At 71.8% G+C, this 24,063-nt stretch carries 23 protein-coding genes; 12 read left to right on the forward strand and 11 right to left on the reverse strand.

The window, feature by feature from the left end; genetic code table 11:
* The first annotated feature begins 134 nt into the window (after positions 1 to 134).
* The gene (locus ACIHFD_RS43195; protein ID WP_397371854.1) at positions 135 to 947 is read left to right on the forward strand and encodes an LLM class flavin-dependent oxidoreductase; all 813 of its coding nucleotides are present in this window, start codon (positions 135 to 137) and stop codon (positions 945 to 947) included.
* Between the two features lie 37 nt (positions 948 to 984).
* Here the strand turns inward: ACIHFD_RS43195 and ACIHFD_RS43200 are convergent, their stop codons facing one another.
* The 3 genes from ACIHFD_RS43200 to ACIHFD_RS43210 form a co-directional block, all read right to left on the reverse strand.
* Positions 985 to 2,718 carry an ABC-F family ATP-binding cassette domain-containing protein gene (locus ACIHFD_RS43200; protein WP_397371855.1) on the reverse strand — a complete coding sequence of 578 codons (1,734 nt, stop codon included), beginning with the start codon at positions 2,716 to 2,718 and terminating at the stop codon, positions 985 to 987.
* Positions 2,711 to 4,336: an ABC-F family ATP-binding cassette domain-containing protein gene (locus ACIHFD_RS43205; protein ID WP_397371856.1), complete on the reverse strand. Its 1,626-nt coding sequence runs from the start codon at positions 4,334 to 4,336 to the stop codon at positions 2,711 to 2,713. The genes ACIHFD_RS43200 and ACIHFD_RS43205 overlap by 8 nt, the downstream gene beginning before the upstream one ends.
* Before the next feature lie 259 nt (positions 4,337 to 4,595).
* Complete coding sequence (locus ACIHFD_RS43210) at positions 4,596 to 5,102, reverse strand: nuclear transport factor 2 family protein (protein WP_397371857.1); 507 nt, start codon at positions 5,100 to 5,102, stop codon at positions 4,596 to 4,598.
* Positions 5,103 to 5,220: 118 nt separating this feature from the next.
* Between ACIHFD_RS43210 and ACIHFD_RS43215 the strand changes: the two genes are divergently transcribed.
* Both ACIHFD_RS43215 and ACIHFD_RS43220 read left to right on the forward strand, forming a co-directional pair.
* Positions 5,221 to 5,661: a MarR family winged helix-turn-helix transcriptional regulator gene (locus tag ACIHFD_RS43215; protein ID WP_397371858.1), complete on the forward strand. Its 441-nt coding sequence runs from the start codon at positions 5,221 to 5,223 to the stop codon at positions 5,659 to 5,661.
* A 360-nt stretch (positions 5,662 to 6,021) separates the two neighbouring features.
* The gene (locus tag ACIHFD_RS43220; RefSeq protein WP_397371897.1) at positions 6,022 to 7,005 is read left to right on the forward strand and encodes a LacI family DNA-binding transcriptional regulator; all 984 of its coding nucleotides are present in this window, start codon (positions 6,022 to 6,024) and stop codon (positions 7,003 to 7,005) included.
* 219 nt (positions 7,006 to 7,224) lie between these two features.
* Here the strand turns inward: ACIHFD_RS43220 and ACIHFD_RS43225 are convergent, their stop codons facing one another.
* A complete protein-coding gene (locus ACIHFD_RS43225; protein ID WP_397371859.1) occupies positions 7,225 to 8,721 on the reverse strand; it encodes an alpha-N-arabinofuranosidase in 1,497 nt (498 codons plus the stop codon).
* Between the two features lie 207 nt (positions 8,722 to 8,928).
* On the opposite strand from ACIHFD_RS43225, the gene ACIHFD_RS43230 reads away from it, so the two are divergent.
* The 3 genes from ACIHFD_RS43230 to ACIHFD_RS43240 are packed head-to-tail and all read left to right on the forward strand — an operon-like array spanning position 8,929 to position 12,010.
* Positions 8,929 to 10,263, forward strand: a complete 1,335-nt coding sequence (locus tag ACIHFD_RS43230; RefSeq protein WP_397371860.1) for an extracellular solute-binding protein — start codon at positions 8,929 to 8,931, stop codon at positions 10,261 to 10,263.
* A complete protein-coding gene (locus ACIHFD_RS43235) occupies positions 10,260 to 11,180 on the forward strand; it encodes a carbohydrate ABC transporter permease (protein ID WP_397371861.1) in 921 nt (306 codons plus the stop codon). The genes ACIHFD_RS43230 and ACIHFD_RS43235 overlap by 4 nt, the downstream gene beginning before the upstream one ends.
* The gene (locus ACIHFD_RS43240; RefSeq protein WP_350727033.1) at positions 11,177 to 12,010 is read left to right on the forward strand and encodes a carbohydrate ABC transporter permease; all 834 of its coding nucleotides are present in this window, start codon (positions 11,177 to 11,179) and stop codon (positions 12,008 to 12,010) included. Before ACIHFD_RS43235 ends, ACIHFD_RS43240 begins: the two co-directional genes overlap by 4 nt.
* Here the strand turns inward: ACIHFD_RS43240 and ACIHFD_RS43245 are convergent.
* Entirely contained in the window at positions 12,004 to 13,182 is a 1,179-nt protein-coding gene (locus tag ACIHFD_RS43245) for a hypothetical protein (protein ID WP_397371862.1), read from the reverse strand. The two genes, ACIHFD_RS43240 and ACIHFD_RS43245, sit on opposite strands and share 7 nt — an antisense overlap.
* Before the next feature lie 89 nt (positions 13,183 to 13,271).
* Here ACIHFD_RS43245 and ACIHFD_RS43250 point away from each other — a divergent pair, with 89 nt between their 5' ends.
* From ACIHFD_RS43250 to ACIHFD_RS43265, 4 genes are all read left to right on the forward strand, one after another.
* The gene (locus tag ACIHFD_RS43250; RefSeq protein WP_397371863.1) at positions 13,272 to 14,117 is read left to right on the forward strand and encodes a sulfotransferase family protein; all 846 of its coding nucleotides are present in this window, start codon (positions 13,272 to 13,274) and stop codon (positions 14,115 to 14,117) included.
* Positions 14,114 to 15,304 carry a glycosyltransferase family 4 protein gene (locus ACIHFD_RS43255; protein ID WP_397371864.1) on the forward strand — a complete coding sequence of 397 codons (1,191 nt, stop codon included), beginning with the start codon at positions 14,114 to 14,116 and terminating at the stop codon, positions 15,302 to 15,304. Before ACIHFD_RS43250 ends, ACIHFD_RS43255 begins: the two co-directional genes overlap by 4 nt.
* 97 nt (positions 15,305 to 15,401) lie before the next feature.
* Entirely contained in the window at positions 15,402 to 16,307 is a 906-nt protein-coding gene (locus tag ACIHFD_RS43260) for a D-alanyl-D-alanine carboxypeptidase family protein (RefSeq protein ID WP_397371865.1), read from the forward strand.
* A 57-nt stretch (positions 16,308 to 16,364) separates the two neighbouring features.
* Positions 16,365 to 17,426: a WD40/YVTN/BNR-like repeat-containing protein gene (locus ACIHFD_RS43265; RefSeq protein WP_397371866.1), complete on the forward strand. Its 1,062-nt coding sequence runs from the start codon at positions 16,365 to 16,367 to the stop codon at positions 17,424 to 17,426.
* Between the two features lie 14 nt (positions 17,427 to 17,440).
* Here ACIHFD_RS43265 and ACIHFD_RS43270 read toward each other — a convergent pair whose 3' ends face one another.
* Positions 17,441 to 18,070, reverse strand: a complete 630-nt coding sequence (locus tag ACIHFD_RS43270; RefSeq protein ID WP_397371867.1) for an alpha-ketoglutarate-dependent dioxygenase AlkB — start codon at positions 18,068 to 18,070, stop codon at positions 17,441 to 17,443.
* Positions 18,071 to 18,243: 173 nt separating this feature from the next.
* Between ACIHFD_RS43270 and ACIHFD_RS43275 the strand changes: the two genes are divergently transcribed.
* Entirely contained in the window at positions 18,244 to 19,011 is a 768-nt protein-coding gene (locus ACIHFD_RS43275; protein WP_397371868.1) for a VOC family protein, read from the forward strand.
* Positions 19,012 to 19,086: 75 nt separating this feature from the next.
* Positions 19,087 to 20,346: an MFS transporter gene (locus tag ACIHFD_RS43280; RefSeq protein ID WP_397371869.1), complete on the forward strand. Its 1,260-nt coding sequence runs from the start codon at positions 19,087 to 19,089 to the stop codon at positions 20,344 to 20,346.
* On the opposite strand, the gene ACIHFD_RS43285 is transcribed toward ACIHFD_RS43280, so the two are convergent.
* From ACIHFD_RS43285 to ACIHFD_RS43305, 5 genes are all read right to left on the reverse strand, one after another.
* Positions 20,326 to 20,871, reverse strand: coding sequence for a CGNR zinc finger domain-containing protein (locus ACIHFD_RS43285; protein ID WP_397371870.1), 546 nt, complete (start codon positions 20,869 to 20,871; stop codon positions 20,326 to 20,328). The genes ACIHFD_RS43280 and ACIHFD_RS43285 overlap by 21 nt on opposite strands.
* A 65-nt stretch (positions 20,872 to 20,936) precedes the next feature.
* Positions 20,937 to 21,911, reverse strand: coding sequence for a hypothetical protein (locus ACIHFD_RS43290; RefSeq protein ID WP_397371871.1), 975 nt, complete (start codon positions 21,909 to 21,911; stop codon positions 20,937 to 20,939).
* 5 nt (positions 21,912 to 21,916) lie between these two features.
* Positions 21,917 to 22,918 carry a hypothetical protein gene (locus ACIHFD_RS43295; RefSeq protein WP_397371872.1) on the reverse strand — a complete coding sequence of 334 codons (1,002 nt, stop codon included), beginning with the start codon at positions 22,916 to 22,918 and terminating at the stop codon, positions 21,917 to 21,919.
* Between the two features lie 78 nt (positions 22,919 to 22,996).
* The gene (locus tag ACIHFD_RS43300) at positions 22,997 to 23,371 is read right to left on the reverse strand and encodes a DUF2203 domain-containing protein (protein WP_397371873.1); all 375 of its coding nucleotides are present in this window, start codon (positions 23,369 to 23,371) and stop codon (positions 22,997 to 22,999) included.
* Between the two features lie 10 nt (positions 23,372 to 23,381).
* On the reverse strand, positions 23,382 to 24,056 hold the full coding sequence (locus tag ACIHFD_RS43305) for a GntR family transcriptional regulator (protein ID WP_350727020.1): 675 nt from the start codon (positions 24,054 to 24,056) through the stop codon (positions 23,382 to 23,384).
* Between the last annotated feature and the right edge of the window lie 7 nt (positions 24,057 to 24,063).

Here is a 24,063-nt window from a genome sequence, read left to right on the forward strand (position 1 = left end):
GACTACAGCGAGTTCGCCATCGAGGCGGCGAGCGCCGAGAACGGCCCCCTGAGCCGGTTACACCTGACGCCGCAGCCCAGGTCGATCAAGATCCGACGCCCTGAAATGTCGGTGCCAAGTGCTTGGGTGGGCCCATGCGTTACGGCATCGACATCGCGATCCTCGGTGAGCTCGCAGAGCCATCGCGCTTGGTTCGTCTGGCTCGGGAGGCCGAGGCCGCCGGATGGGATGCCGTGGTGGTGTGGGATCACCTTGCCTTCGCCTGGGGGACGCCATCGGCCGACCCGTGGGTGGTGCTGGCCGCCGCGGCCCAGGAAACCTCCCGTGTCCGGTTGGGCACCGCGGTGACCGCCGTGGCCCGGCACCGTCCGGAAACGCTGGCTCACACCGTGGCCACTTTCGATCGGCTGAGCGGCGGCCGGGCGATCCTGGGTGCCGGGCTGGGCGGAGTGACCGCCGAGTTCACCGCGTTCGGCTCGTCCCGGCCCGGTGGGAACGTGCTCGACGAGGCGCTGGAGATCATCTCCTCGCTCTGGTCCGGCGCCGAGGTGCACCACCGGGGTGCCCACTACACGATCGACGGGGTACGCCTGTCGCCGTTGCCCCTCCAGCGGCCCCGGGTCCCGGTGTGGGTCGGCGGCTCGGCTCCGGGCGCTCTTCGCCGGGCCGCTCGCTGGGACGGGTGGATCGTCGGCGGCGACGACCAGGAGTGCCGCATGACGCTGTCGCCGGACTCGCTCGCCGTTCAGGTCGGAGAGGTGCTCCGGCACCGGCCTTCGGCCGCGGGTTTCGACGTGGCGATCATCGGGGTCAGCGAGCCCGGCTCCTCGGTGAAGGCTTACGCCGACGCGGGCGCTACCTGGTGGCTGGAGCACCTCCACGGATATCGGGGCTCCGTGGAGCAACTCGTGGAGCGCGTCAAGGCGGGGCCGCCGCACGTGGGCTGAGGCCTTTGTCATTCGCGCCCCCAGGCCGGTGCCGGCGTCACCTGTCACGGTGGTGAAGCCGGAGGTGACGGCCCTGCCAGCGTGCCCGCAACCACCGGTCGTGGCTGGCGATCACGATCGCGCCGGGTCCCGCCGAGCCCATCGCCTCCTCCAGTTCGTCGGAGAGGCGGGGCGAGAGGTGGTTCGTGGGCTCGTCGAGCAGGAGCACCTCGGGCGGGTCCGCCACCAGCAGCGCCAGCGCGAGCCGCCGGCGCTGGCCGACGGACAGCTCGCCCACCCGCAGGTCCACGTCCCGCCGGCCGATCAGGCCGAGGGAGCGCAGCGGCACGGACTCCGCGCGCTCCGCTCCCAGTGCCAGCTCGTACGTCTCCCGCACCGTGCGGTCCGGCCGCTCGAACACGGTGTCCTGGGCCAGCAGCCCGACGGTCAGGCCGCGCCGCCGCCGCACCTCGCCCTCCGCGTCGAGCCGGCCGGCCAGTACTGCCAGGAGCGTCGACTTGCCCGCCCCGTTCGGCCCGGTGACCAGCAGGCGCTCCCCTGGCGACACGTCGAGCCGGTCGATCGCGAGCCGTCCCGGCACCCGCACGTCCCGCAACGACAGCAGGGGCGCGTGGGGAGCGACGTTCTCCGGCACGTCGAGAGCGGCGTTCTCCCGCACGTCGGGAGCGGCGTTCTCCGGCGCGTCGGGGGCGGCGTCCTCGGGCGCGGGGGTGCTCAGGGCGGGAGTGGCGTCGTCCGGCGCGTGGGAGGCCAGGGCCGGAGGGTGGAAGCGGAGTGGCGCCGGTGGGGCGGGGACCTGGTCGCGTTCCAGCTCGGCCAGCCGCCGGGCGGCGTTGCGTACCCTGCGCGAGATCTGGCTCTGCACGCGCCCGCCACGGTGCCCGTACCCCATCTTCTCGTTGTCGCGCCGCAGCCCGTCCAGCGCCACCCGCCGCGCCGTCACCGCGACGGACCGGCGCAGCTCGCCGAGCTCGGCCTGCTCCTCCACGTGCCGCCGCTCCCAGCGCTCCCGCTCGGCCCGCTTCTCGGCCAGGTACGCGCCGTACCCGCCCCCGTACCGGACGGGCCCGTCCACCGCGGGGTCGAGGTCGATCAGGTCCGTGCAGACCGCGTCCAGGAACGCCCGGTCGTGGCTGGCCACGACCACGACCCCGGTCATCCCGCGCAACTGCTCCTCCACGAACACCGCGGCGGCGTCGTCCAGGTGGTTGGTGGGCTCGTCCAGCAGGAGTGCCGCGGGCCGCCTGATGAGCAGCGCCGCCAGGGCGAGCCGCCCGCGCTGCCCGCCCGACAGTGACGCGAGCGCGCGGGAACGCGGCACGCCACCCAGGCCGAGCCGGTCGAGGACGATCTCCGCGCGCCGGTCGGCGTCCCAGGACTCGCGCTGTTGCGCCTGGTCGAGCCGGGCCCCGTACGCTTCGAGCAGAGCGGCGTCATCCGGGGCCCCGGCGAGCGCCCGGGTGAGCCGGTCGAGCTCGGCCAGGTCTGCGCGCGCCTCGCGCAGGGCGTCGTCGAGCACCTCGGCGACCGTGGCATCGCCGTCGAACGGCAGCTCCTGATGCAGGTAGCCGAGGTCGGCGGGGCGGACGACGGTGCCGGAGTCGGGCTGGTCCACCCCCGCCAGCAGCCGCAGCAGGGTGGACTTGCCCACGCCGTTCTCGCCGATCAGCCCGATCCGGTGGCCGGGGGCGGCGGTGAGGGTGACGCCGTCGAGCACGCGCCGCGTGCCCAGCGTCCGTACGAGGTCGCGGGCGAGCAGCGCGTCACTCACCGGCGGGCCCTCCGGTCTCCAGCAGCCGGCCGCCGGACAGCTCCAGCCGGCGCTCCACCCCGATCTCCGCCAGGAACCGCTCGTCGTGGCTGACCACCACGAACGCCCCCTCGTACGAGCCGAGCGCGCTTTCCAGCTGCCCCACGCTGACCAGGTCGAGGTTGTTGGTGGGCTCGTCGAGCAGCAGGAGTTGCGGAGCCGGATCGGCGCAGAGCACGCAGGCCAGCGTGGCGCGCAGCCGTTCGCCGCCCGACAGCACGCCCACCGGCAGGTGCGCGCGGGCGCCGCGGAACAGGAAGCGGGCGAGCAGGTTCATCCGCTCCGCCTCCGGCATGCGGGGGGCGAACGCGGCCAGGTTCTCGGCCACGGTGCGCTCGACGTCGAGCAGGTCGAGCCGCTGCGACAGGTAGGCGACCCGGCCGTCGGCCCGCCTGGTCGTGCCGCCGTCGGGCGCCAGGTCGCCGCTGATCAGGCGTAGCAGGGTCGACTTGCCCGCGCCGTTGGGGCCGGTCAGCGCGATGCGTTCGGGCCCGCGGACCGTCAGGTCGACACCCGGCTCGGCGAACAGGCCACGGGCCTGCAGGTGCTCGCCGTGGAACACCGTGCGCCCGGCGGGCACGTTCGTACCCGGCAGCTCCAGCGTGATCTTCTGGTCGTCGCGCAGCGCCCGCCCGGCCTCGTCGAGCCTGGCCTTGGCGTCGCTGACGCGGGCGGCGTGCATCTGGCCCGCCCGCCCGGCCGACTCCTGGGCGCCCCGCTTCATGTTCCCGGCGAAGATGCGCGGCAGCCCGGCGCTCTTGAGGTTGCGGGCGGCATTGCTCGCCCGGCGGTCGGCGCGCTCGCGGGCCTGTTGCATCTCCCGCTTCTCGCGCTTGAGCTCCTGCTCGGCGCTGCGCACGTTCCGCTCGGCGGCCTCCTGCTCGGCGCGTACGGCCTCCTCGTACGCGGTGAAGTCGCCGCCGTAGAAGCGCACCTCGCCCCGGTCGAGCTCGGCGATGCGGTCCATCCGGTCGAGCAGGGCCCGGTCGTGGCTGACCACGAGCAGGCAGCCGTTCCAGTCGCCGAGCACGTCGTAGAGCCGGCGGCGGGCGGCGAGGTCGAGGTTGTTCGTCGGCTCGTCGAGCAGCAGGACGTCGGGCCGCCTGAGCAGCTGCGCGGCCAGGCCGAGCGAGACGACCTGGCCGCCGCTCAGCGTCCGCAGCGTGCGGTCGAACACGAGATCGCCGAGCCCGAGCCGGTCAAGCTGGGCGCGGGTGCGCTCCTCGATGTCCCAGTCGTTGCCGATCGTGGCGAAGTGCTCCTCACTGGCGTCGCCCGACTCGATGGCGTCCAGCGCGGCGATCACCGGGGCGATCCCGAGGACCTCGGCCACGGTCAGGTCGCCGGTGAGGGGCAGGCTCTGCGGCAGGTAACCGAGCAGCCCGCTGACGGACACGCTCCCGCCTCCGGGCCGGTACTCGCCGGCGATCAGCTTGAGCAGCGTGCTCTTGCCCGCGCCGTTGGGGGCGACGAGGCCCGTACGGCCGCCGCCCACGGTGAAGGACAGGTCGCTGAAGACGGGCGTGTCGTCAGGCCAGGAGAAGGACAGGCTGGAGCAGATGATGAACGCGTCGGACATGCGAGAAGACCTCGTGAAAGAACGCGGGCGCGCCGAAGCCACCCGGTAATGGGGACAGGGGTTCGGGAATGACGACGAGGGCCACATCGGCGGCGGTCATGTGCGCCTGCCGGGGCCGGTCAATCTCCGGTATCACCCGGAGATGTCGTCGTCACCTGCCACGTCTGGTCTCCTAGCTTCTGATCACGAGCGTTTCACACCATAGCACCCGCCGAGCGCCGGCTATCCCTGGTCCCTTTCGCTCGGGACCGGGCCGCGACTATCCCCTGATCCTCTTCGCCCGGGTCCGGGCCACGGCTTCCGCGACCGCGCCGCGGTTGCCGTCGGCCCAGCCGACGTGCTGGACGACGCGCTCGATGCGCCAGCCGTCCGGGGTGCGGAGCATGTGGTTGGTGTACGAGCCGCGCAGCAGGTAGAAGTCGCCGCCCTCGGACCCTTCGAGGAGGTGCTGCGCGTACATGGCGGAGTGGCAGATCGCCCGGTCGGGATCGTCCGGGTCGAATTCGACGACATGGTTCGGGCTGATGTGCTGTGTGGCGGTGAACCCGTCGAGGGCCTCGCTGATGCGGCGGACGACCTCGTCGCGGGCGAAGCTTCCGGCCGGGCTGCCCAGTTCGGAGTAGTCGGTGTACACGGGGTCGGTGAAACAGGCGGCGAACAGCTCCCAGTCACGGCGGTCGACGCTGATCGCGTACTTGGTGATCTGCTCGACGATCTCGACGCGGTCTTCGAGCCGGCGGATCCGGGCTCCGAGGTCGGTGGCCATGCGCGTTCTCCCAGCCGTTGAGGGCGGTCTCCGAGTGCTCAACCATACGATGATGGATTATCCGAAGCAAGACGATATGAGACCAGACCATCCGAGGAACATGCGATAGCATCCGCTCGTGCCCCGAGACAGTGACCGCTCCGTGCCGGCCGAAGACCTGACCTGGCTGGCCCATCGCGCCGCCGAGGCGCTCAAGGAGTCCTTCAACAGGGTGTCGCGCGCGGCCGGCCTCGCCGACCTGCGGGACTGGCTCGTCCTCGCCCTGGTCAGCGACGGCTCGCAGCGCACTCAGCTCGAGATCGCCCGCGAGCTCGACATCGACAAGACGACGCTGGTGGCCATCATCGACCGCTTGGAGAAGGACGGCCTGATCGTCCGCAACGTCTCCGAACGCGACCGGCGCGTCCGCATTCCGGCGGCCACGCCGAGGGGCGTCGAGGTGAAGAGCCAGGTCGCCGTGGCCCGCGACGCGGCCATCAGCGAACGCCTCGCCGCCATCCCGGCTTCCGAGCATGCCAAGTTCCACAGCATGCTGTGGAGCATCGTCGAAGGCGCCTGAAACAGCGCCGTCCCTGAGTGGTGCTCAGCGCAATCTCGTCGGGATCGGGGCGTGCTCCCACGACCCGCCGCGTGACCAGGTGACTTGGGGGTGGCGAGCGGGGTATCCGGGCGGGCTCCGGCAGGCCCACTCGGCAACCACGTATAGCGGAGGTTTTCGAGGGTCGAAGGGGCGGCAGGCCCCTGGGAGGCGGTGGCTGGAATCCCGGGTGCGAAGCGGCCCCGTCGTGGAAGGCCGTGCTTTTCTGGAGGCGGGTCGGGCGGTGATAATGGTCCGCGCGTTCGGGGTCGGCGGCTGTTAGCGTTATCGGCAAGGGGGTGAGCCTCCGTGAGATCCAGGGACGGCAGGCCTGCGGTGCTCATGGACGTAGCCGTGCTCGCCGGAGTCTCGGCCATGACCGTGTCGCGCGTGCTCAACGCGCCGGATCGGGTGCGGGCCGAGACCAGGGCGCGCGTGCTCGCCGCCGTGCAGGAGCTCGACTACCGGCCCAACCAGGCCGCGCGCCAGCTCGTCACCGGGCGGTCCGGGGTTCTCGGGGTGGTGAGCATCGACACCACCCTGTACGGGCCCGCCTCCACGCTCTACTGCATCGAGCAGGCCGCCAGGAACGCCGGGTTCAACGTGAGCATCGCCAGCCTGCCCTCGCTCAGCCGTAAGTCGATGGAGGAGGGCGTGGAACGGCTGCGCGACCAGGCCGTGGACGGGGTGATCATCGTCGCGCCGCACGAGTCGGCCGCCGACGGGCTGCGGCATCTGCCGGCCGAGATGCCCGTGGTCGCGGTCGACGCCGGGGACGACATCCCCGTGCCCGTGGCCAAGGTGGATCAGCGTACGGGCGCGGCCAGGGCCACCCGGCACCTGCTCAGCCTCGGCCATCGCACGGTGTGGCACGTGGCCGGGCCCGCCGACTGGCTCGACGCGAACGGGCGCATCGAGGGGTGGCGGGGCGTGCTGGAGTCCGCCGACCGGCCGGTGCCCGACGTGCTGCGGGGTGATTGGAGCTCGCGTTCCGGCTACCAGCTCGGGCAGCAGCTGGCCCGGAATCCTGAGGTCACCGCCGTGTTCGCGGCCAACGACCAGATGGCGCTCGGCGTGCTGCGCGCCCTGCGTGAGGCCGGGCGGCGGGTGCCGGAGGACGTGAGCGTGGTCGGGTTCGACGACATCCCCGAGTCGGCGTACTTCTGGCCGCCGCTGACGACCGTACGCCAGGACTTCCACGAGGTGGGCCGGCACGCCTTCCACCTGCTGCTGGACCGGATGGCGGGAGCGTCGGTCGACGCGCGGCGGCTGGTGGAGCCCGAGCTGGTCGTGAGGGAGAGCACCGCCCCGGCCCCGGAGGCGTAGGAGGCGGCAAGGACCGGAGGCGAGGATCCGCCGGTGAAGTCTGCGGCGTGGTCCCGTGCTCAGCCCGGCGCAGGTGCCGGGCCGAGCATCGGCGGTCAGCCCCGGGAAGGTGCGGGGCCGAGCGCGAGCGGTCAGCCAGCAAAAGTGCCGGGCCGAGCATGAGCGGTCAGCCCCGCGAAGGTGCCGGGCTGAGCACCAGTGGTCAGCCCGGTGTGGTGGTTACGGGCGGGCCAGGCGGATCACGTTCCAGGAGACCGGGGGCAGGAGCACGCGGGCCGGGTCCTGCTCCACGTCCGTGTTGGCCTGGGGCGCGATCCGGTCCGGGTCGTCGGCGGTGTTGCGGGCGTAGACGTCCGGGTCCGTCAGGGTCGTGGCCTCGACGATGCGGGCGCCGCCGAGCGCCCGGGTGTCGATCTCCAGGGAGAGCGGCCCGTCGGTCGAGCGGTTGACGGCGAACAGCGTCGTGCCCTCCTCCGAGTGCGTGGCCACCGCGTGCAGCAGCGGCACCTCGCCGAACTGCGCCGTCTCGTACGACGGCGACACCGGCTCCACCCGCAGCACGTCGCCGGCCGCGAGCCGGGACGCCTGCGCGAACGGGTGGAAGGTGGTCTGGCGCCACGCCCGCCCGCCGGGCTCGGTCACGATGGGTGCGATGACGTTGACGAGCTGGGCCAGCGACGCGGCCGTGACCCGGTCGCTGTTGCGCAGCAGGGTGATCAGCAGGCCGCCGAAGGCGACGGCGTCGGCCAGGTGGTAGTGGTCCTCCAGCAGCCGCGGCGCGATCGGCCAGTCGGCGGGCGGCGCGGCGTTCTGGAAGCGCGACAGGTACCAGACGTTCCACTCGTCGAAGGAGAGGTCGATCCGCTTGCGCGACTTCAGCCTGGCGCCGACGGAGTCGGCGGTGGCCACGACCGAGCGGATGAAGTACTCCATGTCGGTCGAGCAGGCCAGGAAGCTGCCCAGGTCGCCGTCCTTCTCCTCGTAGTACGCGTGGCAGGAGATGTAGTCCACCACGTCGTACGCCTCCTCCAGCACCGTGGCCTCCCACGCGCCGAAGGTCGGCATGCTGGAGCTGGAGCTGCCGCAGGCGACCAGTTCCAGGGACGGGTCCACCATGCGCATGGCGCGGGCGGTCTCGGCGGCCAGCCGGCCGTACTCGTGGGCGGTCTTGTGCCCGGTCTGCCAGGGGCCGTCCATCTCGTTGCCCAGGCACCACATCCTGATCGCGTGCGGCTCCTTGGAGCCGTTGGCGATGCGCTGGTCGGACAGCGCGGTGCCGGACGGGTGGTTGCAGTACTCCAGCAGGTCGAGGGCCGCCTCGATGCCGCGGGTGCCGAGGTTGAGCGCCATCATGGGCTCGACGCCGGCCTTGCGGCACCAGCGCACGAACTCGTCCACGCCGACCTCGTTCGTCTCGGTGCTGTGCCAGGCCAGGTCCAAGCGGCGGGGGCGCCGATCGACGGGGCCGACGCCGTCCTCCCAGCGGTAGCCGGAGACGAAGTTGCCGCCCGGGTAGCGGACCGTGGAAACCCCCAGTTCCCTGGTCAGGTCGAGCACGTCGCCGCGGAAGCCGTCCTCGTCGGCGGACGGGTGGCCCGGCTCGTAGATGCCGGTGTAGACGCAGCGCCCGAGGTGTTCGACGAACGTGCCGAAGGTGCGCCGCCGGACCGGGGCGACCTTGAACGCGGGATCGAGCGTGAGTTTTGCCTGGTACACGGAGAGATCTCCTGGGTTTCGCGGGCGTTACGTGATCCAGATTGTTAGCGATAACAAGGAGGCCGGTCAAGGGGTGCGCCACCAGGTGGCGCTGGTCAGGGAGGGGACTTGACACGCCGGTTGTTACCGCTAACACTCGGGTAACCCCAACGAAACAAACGGCCCCCGACCTCAGCGGAAAGCGACAGCTCGCAGGAAGAGGCCACCGTGCAAGATCCCCCTCACATCTCCCGCCGCCTGCTTCTCGGCGGAAGCCTCGCACTCGCCGGCGCCGCCGCCACCGGATGCGCCATCCCCGTCGGGCTCGGCTCGTCCCAGACCCGCGTCCAGTACTGGCACTTCCTCGGCGCGAGCGACGGGATCATCATGAACAAGATGGTCCAGGCGTTCGCCAAGGACAACCCGGACGTCTTCGTCGAGGAGAACGTGCTCGCCTGGGGCGAGCCGTACTACACGAAGATCGCGATGGCCGGCTCCGGCGGCCGCTCCCCCGATCTGGCCACCTTCCACCTGGCCCGCCTGGCCGGGATCGGCGCGGGGCAGATCCTCGACCCCATCAACGTGAAGCTGCTGGAGGAGGTCGGCCTGCGGGCCGCCGATTTCAGCCCGCCCATCTGGGAGCGTGCCCACCTCGACGGAGTGCTGTACGCGATCCCGTTCGACGCCCACCCGATGGTGCAGTACTACAACACCGACATCTGCGGGAAGGCCGGGCTGCTCGGCCCCGACGGCAAGCTCAAGCCCACGACGGGCGTGGACGAGCTGGTGGCGGCGCTGAACAAGGCCAAGGAGGTGATGGGCGGCAAGCCCCCGCTGGCCTACGACGCGCTCGGCATCGGCACCGTGGGCCCCTGGCGCGTGTGGTACTCGCTCTACCCGCAGAGCGGTGGCACGCTGCTGTCGAACGACGGCACCAAGATCGCCATCGACGACGCCAAGGCGCTCGAGGTGCTGCGGTTCATGCGCCGGCTCGGGGAGGAGGGGCTGTGCGACCGGCGCACCGACTACGGGGCTTCGGTGGCCAACTTCACCAACGGCCAGGCCGCGTTCCTGTGGAACGGCGACTGGGAGACCACCGGGCTCAAGGAGCGCAAGACGCCGTTCAGCATGACCCGGTTCCCCAACGTGTTCGGCTCGGGGGCGGCGCAGGCCGACTGCCACTCGTTCGTGCTGCCGCACCAGCGCAACCGCGACCCCGAGGTGGAGCGGGCCACCTACCGGTTCATCGCCTACCTGGTCAAGAACAGCGCGGACTGGGCGGTCGCCGGGCACGTGCCCGCGTACCTGCCGGCGCTGGAGGAGCCCGAGTACCTGTCTCTCCAGCCGCAGTCGGAGTACCGCTCGGTCATCACCGACGTCGCGCTCGACCCGCAGGTGTGGTTCACCGGGTCGGCGTCGCGGCTGTGGCTCGAGTTCGGGCAGGCCTTCTCCCCGGTCATCACCGGGGATCACACGCCGGAGGAGGGCCTGGCCGCGGCCAAGGCGGCGCTCGACCGGCTGCTGTCCGCCCCGAACCCCTTCCCCGCCGAGGAGCGCCAATGACCACCGTTGTCACGGCCCCCGCGACCGCCACCCCCGTCGCCCAGGCGAAGGTCCGGCGCGGCTGGACGCAGCACGGGCTGCTGTTCGTGGCGCCGTTCCTGCTGATCTACCTGGCCTTCCTGGTCTGGCCGACGGTGCTCGGCTTCCGGATGAGCCTGTCGAGCGTGAACATCGCGGGCGGCAACAACCACCTGGTCGGGTTCGCCAACTACGCCGAGGCGTTCGCCGACCCGCGCATGTGGCACTCGCTGTGGAACACGCTGGTGTTCACCGTGCTGAGCACGGTCCCGCTGGTGCTGCTCGGTCTCGGGTTCGCGCTGCTGGTGCACCACCTGCGGTTCGTGCAGTGGCTGTGGCGGCTGTCGTTCTTCGGGCCGTTCCTGCTGCCGTCCGCCGTCGTGTCGCTGCTGTGGCTGCAGATGATCTACCCGCCCGACTACGGCCTGCTCAACGGCACGCTCGGCACCGACACGCTGTGGCTGGGCGACCCGTCGGTCGCCATGTGGTCGATGGTGCTGACCACGGTCTGGTGGACGGTCGGCTTCAACTTCCTGCTCTACCTGGCCGCGCTGCAGTCGATCCCGCAGCACCTGTACGAGGCCGCCGCCATCGACGGAGCCTCGGCCTGGGACAAGCTGCGCTCGATCACCCTGCCGCTGCTCGGCCGCACGACCGCGCTCATCGTGGTGCTGCAGCTGCTGGCGTCGCTGAAGGTGTTCGACCAGATCTACCTGATGACCGCCGGCGGGCCGCAGGACTCCACCAGGCCGATCATCGAGTACGCCTACGACGTCGGCTTCACCGGCTACCGCACCGGCTACGCCTCGGCCGTCTCGTACATCCTGTTCGTCCTGATCGTCATCGTCTCCCTGGCGCAGCTGCGGCTGTTCCGCAAGCGGACGGAGGTCTCGTCATGACCAAGCGGTTCAGCTTCAGCCAGCTCGTCCTGCTGGTGGTCGCCCTGGCCCTGGCGGTCGTCTGGCTCGCGCCCATCGCCTGGGCGATCGCCACCTCGCTCAAGCCGGAGACCGAGACCACGAAGGTCCCGCTGCAGTGGTTCGGCAGCGAGATCACGCTGGACTCGTACCGGCTGGTCCTGGGCACCGGCGGCATCGTCAAGTGGGCGATCAACTCGACCGTCACCGCGGTGATCGTGACGTTCCTGACCGTACTGTTCTCGGCGATGGCGGCTTACGGGTTCGCGCGCACGCAGTTCAAGGGGCAGCGGGTGCTGCTCGCGGTGATCCTGGCCGGGATCATGGTGCCGCCGCACGTGCTGATCGCGCCGCTGTTCGCGGAGATGGTGGCGCTCGGGCTGGTCGACACCTGGTGGGCGATCATCCTGCCGCAGGTGGCGGCACCGCTGATCGTGTACGTGCTGTTCAAGTTCTTCCAGGACGTGCCGCCGGAGCTGGAACAGGCGGCCTTCGTGGACGGGGCCGGGCGGTGGCGGGTGTTCTTCACGATCGTGCTGCCGCTGTCGCGCCCGGTGCTGGCCGCCGTGTCGATCTTCACGTTCATCACGACCTGGAACAACTTCCTCTGGCCGTTCCTGGTCTCCACCGACCCGAACACGATGACGCTGCCCGTCGGGCTGGCCAACGTGGTGCAGGGGACGTTCGGGCTGCGGTACGCGCAGATCATGGCCTCGGTCGTGCTGGCAGGGCTGCCGCTGCTGGTGGTGTTCGTGCTCTTCCAGCGGCAGATCGTACGCGGCGTCGCCCACACCGGCCTGGCCGGTCAGTGATCCCGCAGGTGCTCCCGCAGGGCGTCCCGGTCGTCCGGGACGCCGTGGGCGCGCAGGACCTCCTGGAGGTTGATCCAGCTCCACGCGTCGTCACTCAGGTCGGCGATGGCCGTGAGGGCGGCGCGCCGTAGCTCCGGCGCGTCTGCGACGGTCTCCAGGAGGTCGCCCGCGATCGGGAAGGCGTCCACGGGCTTGGCGGCCGCCAGGCGGGCGATGAGGGCCTGGGCCCTGGCGGGCGCCTCACCGGGCAGGCGTCGCTTGCTGACGCGGGCGGCCAGCGTGGCCAGGTCGCCCTCGGCGTACGGGAGCGGGGTGTCGCCGGTGGCGGTGAGCAGCCTGACGACGGCGTCGCGGGCCTGCGGGGGCGCGTCCTCACCGTGCAGGTTGACCAGCGCCAGCGCGGCGGCGTCGCGCACGAGGCCGTCGGCGTGGCCGAGCCCGGGCTCGATCGCCCCTGCCGACGCCTCTGCCGACGCCTCTGTCAACCAGGGCAGCAGGGAGAGCGCGAACATCGCCGTCGCGACCGTGACCGGCTCGGCGTCGGCCTCGACGAGGCCGGCGAGCGCGGGCCCGGTGGTGTCCGCCTCCTCCGGGAACCAGCTCACGAGGTACGCCGCGGCCGTCCTGACGTGCGGATCCCCGTCGGCCAGGAGGGAGATCGGCAGGTTCTCCCTGACGGCGTCGTAGGAGGCCAGCATGGCGGCGTCGAACATGCGCTCCAGCTTGTGGTCGTACGTCTGCCGGACGTAGGCCCGGTCCCTGCGGACGGCGTCGTTCGGCGCCTCGGCCACCCACTGCTCGAGGTGGGCGTCGGCCTCCTCCTTGGTCCTGGACTGCACGCCCGCGCTCTCCTCGCGCCAGCGCGCGATGCCGACGCCTTCCGGCAGGTGGCCCTCCTCGTAGCCGAGGGCCAGGGAGGCGAGCAGATGGAGGATCAGCTCGCGATCGGGCGTGGCGGGGTCGGCGGCCAGGCGGGCCAGGAACGGCACCGCGTGCGGGGTGGCCGGGAAGCGCGTGCCCTGGTGGAAAATGTTGCCGTAGAGCGCCGACATGGCTTTCTGGCGCTCGCCTTCGTCGGCGGACGCGAGCGCCCGAATCTGGCCGGGCACGTCCGTGGCCCGGCCGTAGGCGTGCTTCAGCTTGCCCCAGGAAACGCGATCGAGATCGTCCACGCGCGCGAGCGTATCGGCAAATATCGGATTACGTCCGCCGTTTACCGTTGCCAGGGAATTGCCAGGAACGATGGGTAGTCTCCCTCGGCATGAACTGGCAGCGCAAAATGAACAAAGCGCTGGTCAGGTTCACCGGATTCCAGATCGAACGTGCAGGAAAAGCGGCTCCTCCCCAGCCCGTTCCCGAGATCAGACCGCCCGCGGATCCGGCGACCGACCGGTTGCTCGACTCCCCCGTGTTCCTCCTGTCCCCCGTGCGGTCCGGTTCGACGCTCCTGCGCGCGATTCTGAACGCCCACTCCGCCCTGCACGCCCCTCACGAGCTGCACGTACGCCGCCTCCGCGTGCAGTTCGACACGAGCCTGGCGGCCAAGGCGATGGCGGCCCTCGGGCACAACCAGGCCGATCTGGAGCATCTGCTGTGGGACCGCGTCCTGCACCGGGAGCTGGTACGCAGCGGCAAACGGTTCATCGTGGACAAGACCCCCGCGAACGCCTTCGCCTACCAGCGCATCGCCGCCTGCTGGCCCGACGCGCGCTTCGTCTTCCTGCTCCGCCACCCCGCCTCGATCGCCGCGTCCTGGCATGAGGCCAGCCCCGACAGGCGCACCCCCGAGGAGGCCGCGCTGGACGCGCTGCGGTACATGAAGGCCGTGCAACGGGCCAGGTCAGCCCTGCCCGGCCTGACCGTCAGGTACGAGGAGCTGAGCGCCGACCCGGAGAAGGTGACCCGCGAGATCTGCGAGTTCCTGGGCCTGGAGTGGGAGCCGGGGATGCTCGCGTACGGGAAGCAGTCCGTCCTGGAGAAGGGCCTCGGGGACTGGCGCGACAAGATCCGCTCCGGCGCCGTGCAGCCCGCGCGGGAGCTCCCCTCCGCGGACCAGGTCCCGGACGCGCTGAAACCCATGTGCCGGACCTGGGGGTACCTCACGTGAAGATCCGCTACCTCATGCTGCACGCGTACGGCATGGGCGGCACCATCCGCACCGTCGTCAACCAGGCCAACGCGATGGCCGCCGCGGGCCACGACGTCGAGCTGGTCAGCCTGGTGCGGCGGCGCGACACCCCCCAGTTCGCGCTCGACCCGCGGGTCGGGATCACCGCGCTGGTGGACCAGCGCGACGGCAGGGTGCCGGACTCGTTCGGGCGCCGGGCCTGGCGAAAGGTACGCGGCAAGATCGTGCCGAGGGGCGAGTTCGCGGCCGACTACTTCACCGAGCGGGTGGAGTGGGCGGCGATGGAGTACGTCTCCGGCCTGCGCGACGGCGTCCTCGTGACCACCAGGCCCGCCCTGAACCTGATCGCCGCCCGCCGCGCCGCCAAGGACGTCGTCAAGGTCGCCCAGGAGCACATGAACCTGTCGGCGTACCCCGACACCATCCGCAGGGAGATCGCCCGCCACTACGGCCGGTTCGACGCGGTCACCGTGCTGACGCGCACCAACCGCCTCGAGTACCAGCGCCTGCTGCCCTCGACCCCCATCGTGCAGATCCCGAACGCGGTCCATCAGGCCGACCAGGAACGTTCCCAGCAGGTCAATCCCGTCGTGGTCGCGGCCGGGCGGCTGGTGCCGCAGAAGGGGTTCGACCTGCTCATCACGGCTTTCGCGCAGGTGGTGCGGGAACATCCGGAATGGCGGTTGCGCATCTTCGGCACCGGGCCGCGCAAGGGCCAGTTGCAGGGGCTCATCGACGGGTTCGGGCTGGGCGAGCACGTGTCGCTGGCCGGGCGCACCGACCGGCTGGACAGGGAGCTGGCGGAGTCCTCCGTGTACGCGCTGAGCTCCCGGTTCGAGGGCCTGCCGATGGTGATGATCGAGGCCATGACGCACGCGCTGCCCGTGGTCGCCTTCGACTGCCCGACCGGCCCCCGGGACGTGCTGACCGACGGGGTGGACGGCGTGCTCGTGCCGCCACGGGACGTGGACGCGCTGGCCGCCGCGCTGAGCCGGGTCATGGGTGACCGGGAGCTGCGGGTGCGGATGGGGAAGGCGGCGCACAAAGCGTCGCGTGCGTACGCGCCTGAATTGGTGATGCCATTGTGGGAGGATTTGTTCTCGGAGTTGCTGGCGGGTGAGCGCGTGGCCGACAACTTCTGGACGTCCGGGAAAAGATTTACCTGACCGATTCCTTCGGCATGGCCGGGCTTTCCGCGCCCTTTGTCGCGAAATATCGCCCATTTCGGCAAAAGCATCTCAAAGGGCGCGGCAATCTGGAGCGATGCGTATCCGGAAAGCCCACCTGGCCGCTGCGGCAGGTGCCCTTGCCCTGGTCACGGGGCTCACCGCACCCGCACACGCCAGCGCCCCCGCCGCCGTGCCCGCCGCTGGGCCCGCCGCTGGACCCGTCCACGCCGTCCAGCAGGACGCGCCCTCGGTGTACGGCAGCGCCGCCTACCTGATGGACGTCTCGTCCGGCAAGGAACTGTTCAGCAAGAACGCCGACGACCGCCTCCCGATCGCCAGCGTCACCAAGATGATGACCGCGTACGTCGTCCTGAAGACCGCCAAGCCCACGGACGTGGTGCAGGTCAAGCGGGAGGACGTCCAGTACGCGGAGGACGGCGGCGGCACCACCGCCGACCTGCGGCCCGGCGACCGCCTCACCGTCGGCGAGCTCCTGTACGGCCTCATGCTCCCCTCCGGCGCGGACGCCGCCCACGCGCTCGCCCGCACCTACGGCCCCGGCGTCGGCGGCTTCGTCGGCAAGATGAACGCGACCGCGCGCGAGCTGGGCATGAACGACACCGAGTACGTCAACGCCGACGGCCTGCCCAAGCGCGGCGGGGACGGCTACTCCACCGCCCGCGACCAGAGCATGCTGGCGGCCAAGGCCGTGCAGGTGCCGCTGATCAAGGAAGTGGCCGGGACCCGGTACCACTCGCTGGACGCCACCTCCGAGCACCGCTCGTACAGCTGGCGCAACACCAACAAGCTGCTCGGGACGCCGGGTGCGCTCGGGCTGAAGACCGGGTTCACCCGGGCGGCCGGGTTCACGCTGGCGTTCGCGGGCGAGAAGCGCGGCCACACGCTGGTGGGCGTGCTGCTCGGCGAGTCGGACTCCAGCCGCCGCTTCGACACGGCGGAGGCGCTGCTGTCCTGGGGTGCGGCCCGCGAGTCCGCCTGACCGAAGCGCGGGCGGACACCATGGACGGTGTTGATCCTTTGGACTAGTTTGCCCGACATGAAGCTTCGAATCGCGTTGAGTGCGCTGTCAGCTGCCGCCGCCGTACTCGCCGCCCCGGTCCCCGCCGCCCACGCCGGGACCCCCAAGCTCGGCTGGGAGCTCAAGGAGACCGGGGTGACCGCGCGCCTGCGCGGCCTGTCGCCCGTCAGCCGGGACGTGGTGTGGGCCTCGGGCTCGGGCGGCACCGTGCTGAGGACCGTCGACGGCGGGCGGAACTGGCAGAACGTCTCCCCGCCCGACACCTCCGCGCTCCAGTTCCGCGACATCGAGGCGTTCGACGAGCGCAGGGCCGTGGCGCTGTCGATCGGCGAAGGCACGGATTCGCGCGTCTACCGGACGGAGGACGGCGGGCGCACGTGGACGGAGACGTTCAGGAACGACGAGCCCCGAGCGTTCTACGACTGCCTGGCCTTCTTCGACCGGCGGCACGGGCTGGCCATGAGCGACCCGGTGGACGGCAGGTTCCGGATCCTGGCCACGGACGACGGCGGGCGGAACTGGCGGGTGCTGCCGGCCGACGGGATGCCGCAGGCGCTGCCGGGCGAAGCGGGGTTCGCGGCGAGCGGGCAGTGCCTGGTCACCGCGGGCGGCCGGGACGCCTGGCTGGCCAGCGGCGGGGCGGAGCGGTCACGGGTGTTCCACTCGGGCGACCGCGGACGCACCTGGACGGTCTCCGACACCCCGATCCCCGCGGGCGACCCGGCCCGCGGCGTCTTCGGCCTGGCCTTCCGCGACCGCCACCACGGCCTCGCGGTCGGCGGCGACTACCGCCCCGACCAGCCCTCCCCCAGCGCCGCCGCCCTCACCCGGGACGGCGCCACCACCTGGCAACCCGCCACCACCCCGCCGCCCGCCTACCGCTCCGGCGTGGCGTGGCTCCCCCACCTGCCGTTCGCCGCCATCGCGGTGGGGCCTTCGGGCAGCGACGTGACGTGGTCGGGCGGGCGCACCTGGGAGACCTTCGACAACGGATCGTTCGACACGGTGTCCTGCACCCGCGACCTCTCCTGCTGGGCCTCCGGCGACCAGGGCCGCCTCGCCCACCTGACCCTCCGATAACTGCGTAGGGGGTGTCAGCGGACGCCGCGGGGGCGGAACTGGATGCTGATGCGCGGCCCCGCCGGCCGGGAGGTCTTCGGGATCGCGTGCTCCCACGTGCGCTGGCAACTCCCGCCCATCACGATCAGATCCCCGTGCCCCAGATCCCGCCGGATGGACGGCCCGCCGCCGCGGGGCCGGAGCAGGAGCGGGCGGGGGGTGCCGACCGAGACGATCGCCACCATGGTGTCCTCGGTGCTCCCCCGCCCGATCGTGTCGCCGTGCCAGGCCACGCTGTCGCGCCCGTCGCGGTAGAAGCAGAGCCCCGCCGTACGGAACGGCTCCCCCAGCTCCTCCCCGTAATGATCGTCGAGGGCCCGGCGGCAGTCCTCGAGCACCGGATCCGGCAGGGTCTCGTCCTCGTCGTAGAACTTCAGCAGCCGCGGCACGTCCACCACCCGGTCGTACATGCGCCGCCGCTCCGCCCGCCACGGCACCGTCCCGGCCAGCCCCTCGAACAGCGTGTCGGCCCCCGTGAGCCAGCCCGGCCGCAGGTCGATCCAGGCGCCGTGGTCGAGGTGAGTCCTACGGACCGTGGCGCCGAGCGGCCCGACCCCGAGCTCCTCGTCGAGGCCGAGCAGAGATGCTTGGAACGAGGCTGTCATGCGGTCAAGTGTATGCCTTTGTTCAAACACGCATTCGACTGGGGTGTCGGCTCGCCTTTGCCGATGGGTCGTGCGAGGCTGGCAATCGCCGGATACGAGTGGCATCGCCGCCCTCAGCCCGCACCGTGAGGCGAAGAGGCCACCCATCGCTTCGTCACACGAAGGAGCAGGCCATGCTCACCACCGATTACCTACCGGGAGCCCCCTGCTGGATCGAGGTCAACACCCCCGACGCGGAGGCGGCGAACGTCTTCTACACGGGGCTGTTCGGCTGGGAGTCCGTCACGCTGGGCCCCGAGTACATGCAGTATCGCTTCTGCCAGGTCGACGGCAGGACGGTCGCCGGGATCAGCGAGGTGACGCAGGAGGGCTGGACCCCGGCGTGGCTGACGTACTTCCAGGTGCCCGACGTCGACGTGATCGCCAAGACGATCGAGCAGGCGGGCGGCACGGTGCTCTTCCCGCCGAGCGACGTCGAGGGCCAGGGCCGCATGGCGGTCTTCGCCGATCCCACGGGGGCCGCGTTCGCGGTGTGGCAGCCGGGCCGGACGAAGGGGCTCGGCATGGTCACCAAGCCTGACTCGCTCGGCTGGATCGAGCTCTACACCCCCGACCCCGCCGGCATCCGGGCCTTCTACCGGTCGGTCTTCGGCTGGCGCGTCGAGGACCTGCCGATGGGCGACATCTCCTACCCCGTCATCTCACCCGCCGACGGCGGTGAGGCCTCGGCGATGGCCGGGATCGTCCAGCTCCAGCCCGGTGACAGCCCGCACTGGCTGCCGTACTTCGAGGTGCCCGACTGCGACGCCACGGCCGCGCTGGCGCAGCAGCTCGGCGGCACGCTGCGGGCTCCCGCGACGGACGTGGAGGAAGTCGGGCGCATGGCCTTCCTCGCCGACCCCTACGGCGCCCGCTTCGCGGTCATCACCAGCTCGGCCTGACCCCGGCCACAGGCCCGGTCCGCGCGGCGCACGGGCCGGGCCGGCTCGCACTCGCCGTTCTGTAACGTCTTTGCCGTGTTATACCGTTACATGGCCGGTGCGGTGGCCGCGCGCACCGGGGACGAGATGTCCGGGCCCGCGCTCCTGGTCGCCGGGCTGGCCGTCACCGGGTCTCCCCTGACGGCGTCCTGGCTGCTGGCGGGGCTGACCGTCTCGGCCGCGTTCGGAGGGCCGCTGCTCGGGGTGCTGCTCGACCGGGCGCGGCGGCCTGGGCGGCTGCTCGCGTGCTGCCTCCTCGGGTACGCGACCGGGCTCCTGCTGGTCCTGTACGGGCTGGGCCGGGTGCCCGACGCGGCCCTGATCGGTGTGGCGGTCGTGGCCGGGCTGCTGGGGCCCGCGCTGACCGGCGGCTGGACGGCGCAGCTGCCCCGGGTGGCCGGTCCCGAACGCCTGAGCAGGGCCAACGCGCTCGACTCCATGAGCTACAACGTGGCCGGGCTGGCCGGTCCCGCCGTGGTGGGGCTGGTGGCGAGCGCGGGCGGAGGCACCGCGACGGTCCTGGTGTGCGCCGGACTGCTCATCGCCGCACTGCCGGCCGCCTGGAGCCTGCCTCCCGTACGGGCCCGTTCGGCCGCACCCGCCGCCGTTCACGCTCACCCCGCCGCACCCGGCTCGCCCGCCGACGGTGGCGCGGCCGGTCGCGGGCGGGCGATTCGGGTGGAGCTGGTCGAGGGGTTCGCCGTCATCTGGCGGAACGCGACGTTGCGCCGGGCGACGGCCGGGTCCGCGGTCTCGTGCTGCGGCCTGGCCATGCTGGTCGTGTCCGCTCCCGTCCTCGGCGCCGAGCTCACCGGTGAGAGCGGCCACGGCGCGCTGCTGCTGGCCGTCACCGCCGCGTCCGGGCTGGCCGCGAACGCGGTGATCGCCGCGTGGGGCCGGGTGCGGCGGTGGGACCGCGTCCTGGCCTGGGGAACGGCGGTGCTCGGCGCGGGGATGGCGCTGGCGGCCGGGGCCGGGACGTTCTGGGCGGCGGTGGTCGCCGCGGCGGTGGCGGGAGCGGGCGAGGGGCCGCAGCTCACCGCGTTGTTCTCGGTACGGCACCGCGAGGCGCCGGCCCGCCTGCGCAGCCAGGTGTTCACCACGGGGGCCAGCCTGAAGATCACCTCGTTCGCGATCGGGTCAGCGCTGGCCGGACCGCTGGCGGCGTACTCGGCGAGCTCGGCCCTGGTGGCGGGGGCTGTGCTGCAGGCCGTCGCCGTGGCCGTACTCACGGCCGGGCGCCGCGACAAGGGATCCCCGGGAGAAGCGTCGCGCTCAGCCCGAGGCGGGCGGTGAGGTGCGGGAGCGGTGGGCGGCGACGCGTTCGCGGGTGGCGCAGCGGGTGCTGCAGTAGCGCCGCGGGCTGCCGCCCCCGAGATCCAGGTACGGCCGCCCGCACCCCCGCGAGGCGCACAGCCCGCCCGGAATGCGCTGTTGGTCGGCCAGCAGCACCGCCAGCGCCATCGCCGACGACGCCAGGAACCACTCCCCCCACGGCGCGTCGTCCCCGCTGTCGACGTGCACGTGCCAGCTCGTCGTGCCCCCGTGGCTGGTGAGTCTGGGCGCTCGGGCCGATCCGGCGAGCATCCGGTTGAGCAGGTCGGCCGCCTCGCCGACGGTGGCCGCGCCCAGGACCTCGCGCAGCCGCGCCGCAGCCGACCGCATCGCCGTCACGTCGGCCTCGCCGAGGTCGAGGTCCCCGGTCTCCCCGTGGTCGCGCAGAACCCGCGACACCGACTCGACGGACGGCCGTTCGTGCAGCAGCGCCACGCACAGGTCGACGGCCCTGGCGGCCATCGCCTTGGTCGAGTGAACCTCCACCTCGAGAAGGTTATGCCAGTGCGGGCCCGGGGAATCCCCGCCGCCTCCCCGGGCCCCGCGCCGCGTCAGCCGCCGCACGCCGCGAAGACGAACATGCCCTTCAGCATCCGATACCGGTCCCGGACCTTGACCGCGCCCGTCTCGGTGTCGATCTGGACGATGGTCATCTTGTTGCCGCTCTCCTGGTACTGGACCAGGTGGACGGTCACCTGGGTGTCCCCGGTCCAGTCGACCATGTCGACGTCCCCGGCCGGCAGGTTGAGCTTCTTGCGGCCGACGACCTGGTCGCTCTGCATGTCGTACAGGACGAGCTGCGGCTTGTTCCCCGCCACGAGGGCCGCGACCGTGCGGCCGTCGGCGGACAGCGCCTGCGGCGAGTTGGACGACACGACCTGCGGCGGCGTGCCGCGTACGAGCTGCTCGCCGGTGTCGCTGTAGACGGCCAGGTCGGTGACGCCCTCGTCGCCGTCGGCGCTGGTGAGCACCTCGTCCCCGTCGCCGCTGAAGCCCAGCACGGTCAGGTTGCCCGGCACGGAGCCGAGCCGGCCGCCGGTGGCGGTGTCGAACACGCGCGTGCTCTGGACCTTCTCGCCGGAGATGACGGCGGCCAGCCGGGCGCCGTCGTCGGACAGGCGCAGGGTGATGTTGTTCTGGTCCACCCGGGGCAGCGCGTCCTTGGCGAACAGCTTGACGCTGCCCCCGAGCGTGCGCACGGCCAGTTTGCCGGTCTTGGTGAGGTACGCGATCCGCTGGCCGTTGCCGCTGACCGCGATGGGCGCCGAGGCGTACACGAGCTTCTTGCCCTTGACGTCGAGCGCGACCGTCTGGGCGTCGTGCAGCATGCTCTGGCTGCCGTCGTGCATGACGAGCCGCCAGTCGCCGCACGGCTTGGCGTCCCCGTCCTTGCCGCAGCTCTTGATGGCGGCGTACCGGACGCTGTCGTGCCCCCGATGTGCCTGCGCGTGCGGCTCCGCGTACGCGACGCCCCCCGGCACCGCGACGACGGCGGCCGCGAGGACCGCGAAGATCTTGGCTTTCATGTCGTTCACTCCCCCGCCTTCACGTAGGCGTACCTGGTCTTGCTGATCGTGTATCGGCCGGTCTGGTTGACCGCCCCGGAGTCGGGATCGACGGTGAGCTCCCGTATCACCGCCGTCTCCCCGACGTCACCGCTCTCCACCACCGCGTGGAGCAGGCCGTCCGGGGCCCACCAGGCGAGATCCGGCGGCACGCCGGGCGAGAGCGGCAGGTCGGCGCCGCCGGACAGCTGCCCGGTCGCCAGGTCGTAGGTCCGCACCCTCGGCGGCTTCTTCGTGTCGGCGTTGCCCGAGGTGAACACGGCCACCGTCCGGCCGTCGGGGGCCATGGCGAGTGTGGGGGCGTTCGCGACGAGTTGGGGCGGGGTCGCCTTGACCGAGGCGCCGCCGAGCCGGCGCGCGGTCAGACGGAGCGTGTTGTCGCTCAGGTAGCGCTTGGTCAGCACCTCGTCGCCGTCGCCGCTGAACCCGCCCATGCCCTCTCCGAGGGGCAGCGTCGTGATCTTGCCGGTCGCGACCGTGATGACCTTGGCGGGCAGGCGGACGGGCTCGTCGCCGTAGTCGATCACGACCGTGTCGCCCTTGGGCGACAGGTAGACGCCGATGTCGGAGGTGCCGACGCCCTTGGGGACCGCGGCCTTGGGCAGCGTCCTGGCCGGGCCGCCCGCGATCGGCTGGACGACCAGGCGGTGGTCGCTCTTGCGCTCGTACGCCATCACGCGGCCGTCGGCGCTGATGGCGAACGTGACGGTGTCGTGGACCTCGTTGCCCTTGGCGTCGATCTGCGAGGTGGCCGCGCCGGGCACGGCGACCTTGCGGCCGTCGCGCATGATCAGCTGCCAGTGATCGCAGGGGTAGTCGAGGTCGTCCTTCTTGTGGGTGCAGGTCTTGACCCAGGCGGCGCGGGCCTCCGGGGACTTCGACTGGGCGTGGGCGGCGCCGGGCGAGAGCCCCAGTCCGCCGATGACCGCCGACGCCAGCAGGGCCGCGGTCGCTGAGGGGTGCCTCATCGGTGTGATCCTTTCGCTCACCCCGTTAGACACCCGCTTGACGTGACCGGTTGGTCACAGATCGGCCACGGCTGCGGCTCACTCCCTCCCGGGGTCCAGCGGGCGGCGGCCCGCGAAGCCGAGCTCCGTACGGTGGTACCAGGCCAGCTCCGGCTCGCCCTCGATCCAGCACAGCCGCACCGACACCCCGTCGATCACGGCGGGAAAGTCGACCAGCACCGGCGCGATGCCCTTGACCTCGATCCCCCGCTCGTTCCACCCGCTGAGGATCTCCTCGATGCGGGCCTGCAGCCCCTTGATCTCGGGCAGGCCGCCGAGCGGGGAGCTCCCCGTGGCCCGCCGGTCGAAGTCGATCTCGGCCAGGTCGGCGCGGGCGGCGATCACCTCGTGCGCGTCACGCATGACGCCGGGAAGCAACTCGCGGGCCTCGTCAAGGGTGAAGATCCGGTCCATGCCACAGACGTTACGGCGTGTACGCCTCGATGAGCAGCCGTTCGGCGTGGTCGAGATAGTCGTCGAGGTACGCGGCGGCCTTCTCGGGCCGCCCCGACTCGAGAAGCCCGAGCAGGGTCCGGTTGCGGTCGACGAACGGCTCGTGGAAGGCCCGCGGGTTCTCCATCACGTGGAAGACCAGCCGCAGCTCGGCCAGGAGCTGGCGCATGGCCTCGTCGATCCTGGGGCTCTCGTTCAGCGAGACGAGCGCCTGGTGGAAGCGGATGTTGGCGGTGCCGACGCCCTGCCAGTCGTCCTGCTCGGCGGCGCGCTCGGCGTCGAGCACGGCCTCCTTGATCACGGCCAGCGCCTCGGGGGCCGGGCCGCGCCGTACGGCCGCCCCTTCGAGCACGCGGCGCACGCGGTAGAGGTCGGCGACGTCCTCGGCGGACGGGAGCCGGACGAACACGCCCCTGTTGAGCTTGTGGTCGAGCAGCCGCTCGTGGCCGAGCAGCCGGAACGCCTCGCGCAGCGTGTTGCGCGACACGCCGAGCCCTTCCGAGATCGACTCCTCCGACAGCCGCTGCCCAGGACGGAAGAAGCCCTCGCTGATGCGGTCGCGCAGGATGTCGGCCACCCGTTCCGCGGTGCTGCTGCGGCCCAGCCGGGGGCGGTCCTGAGCGAGATCGGCAACCACGTTATCCACATTTGAC

The sequence above is a fragment of the Nonomuraea sp. NPDC051941 genome (assembly GCF_044593615.1).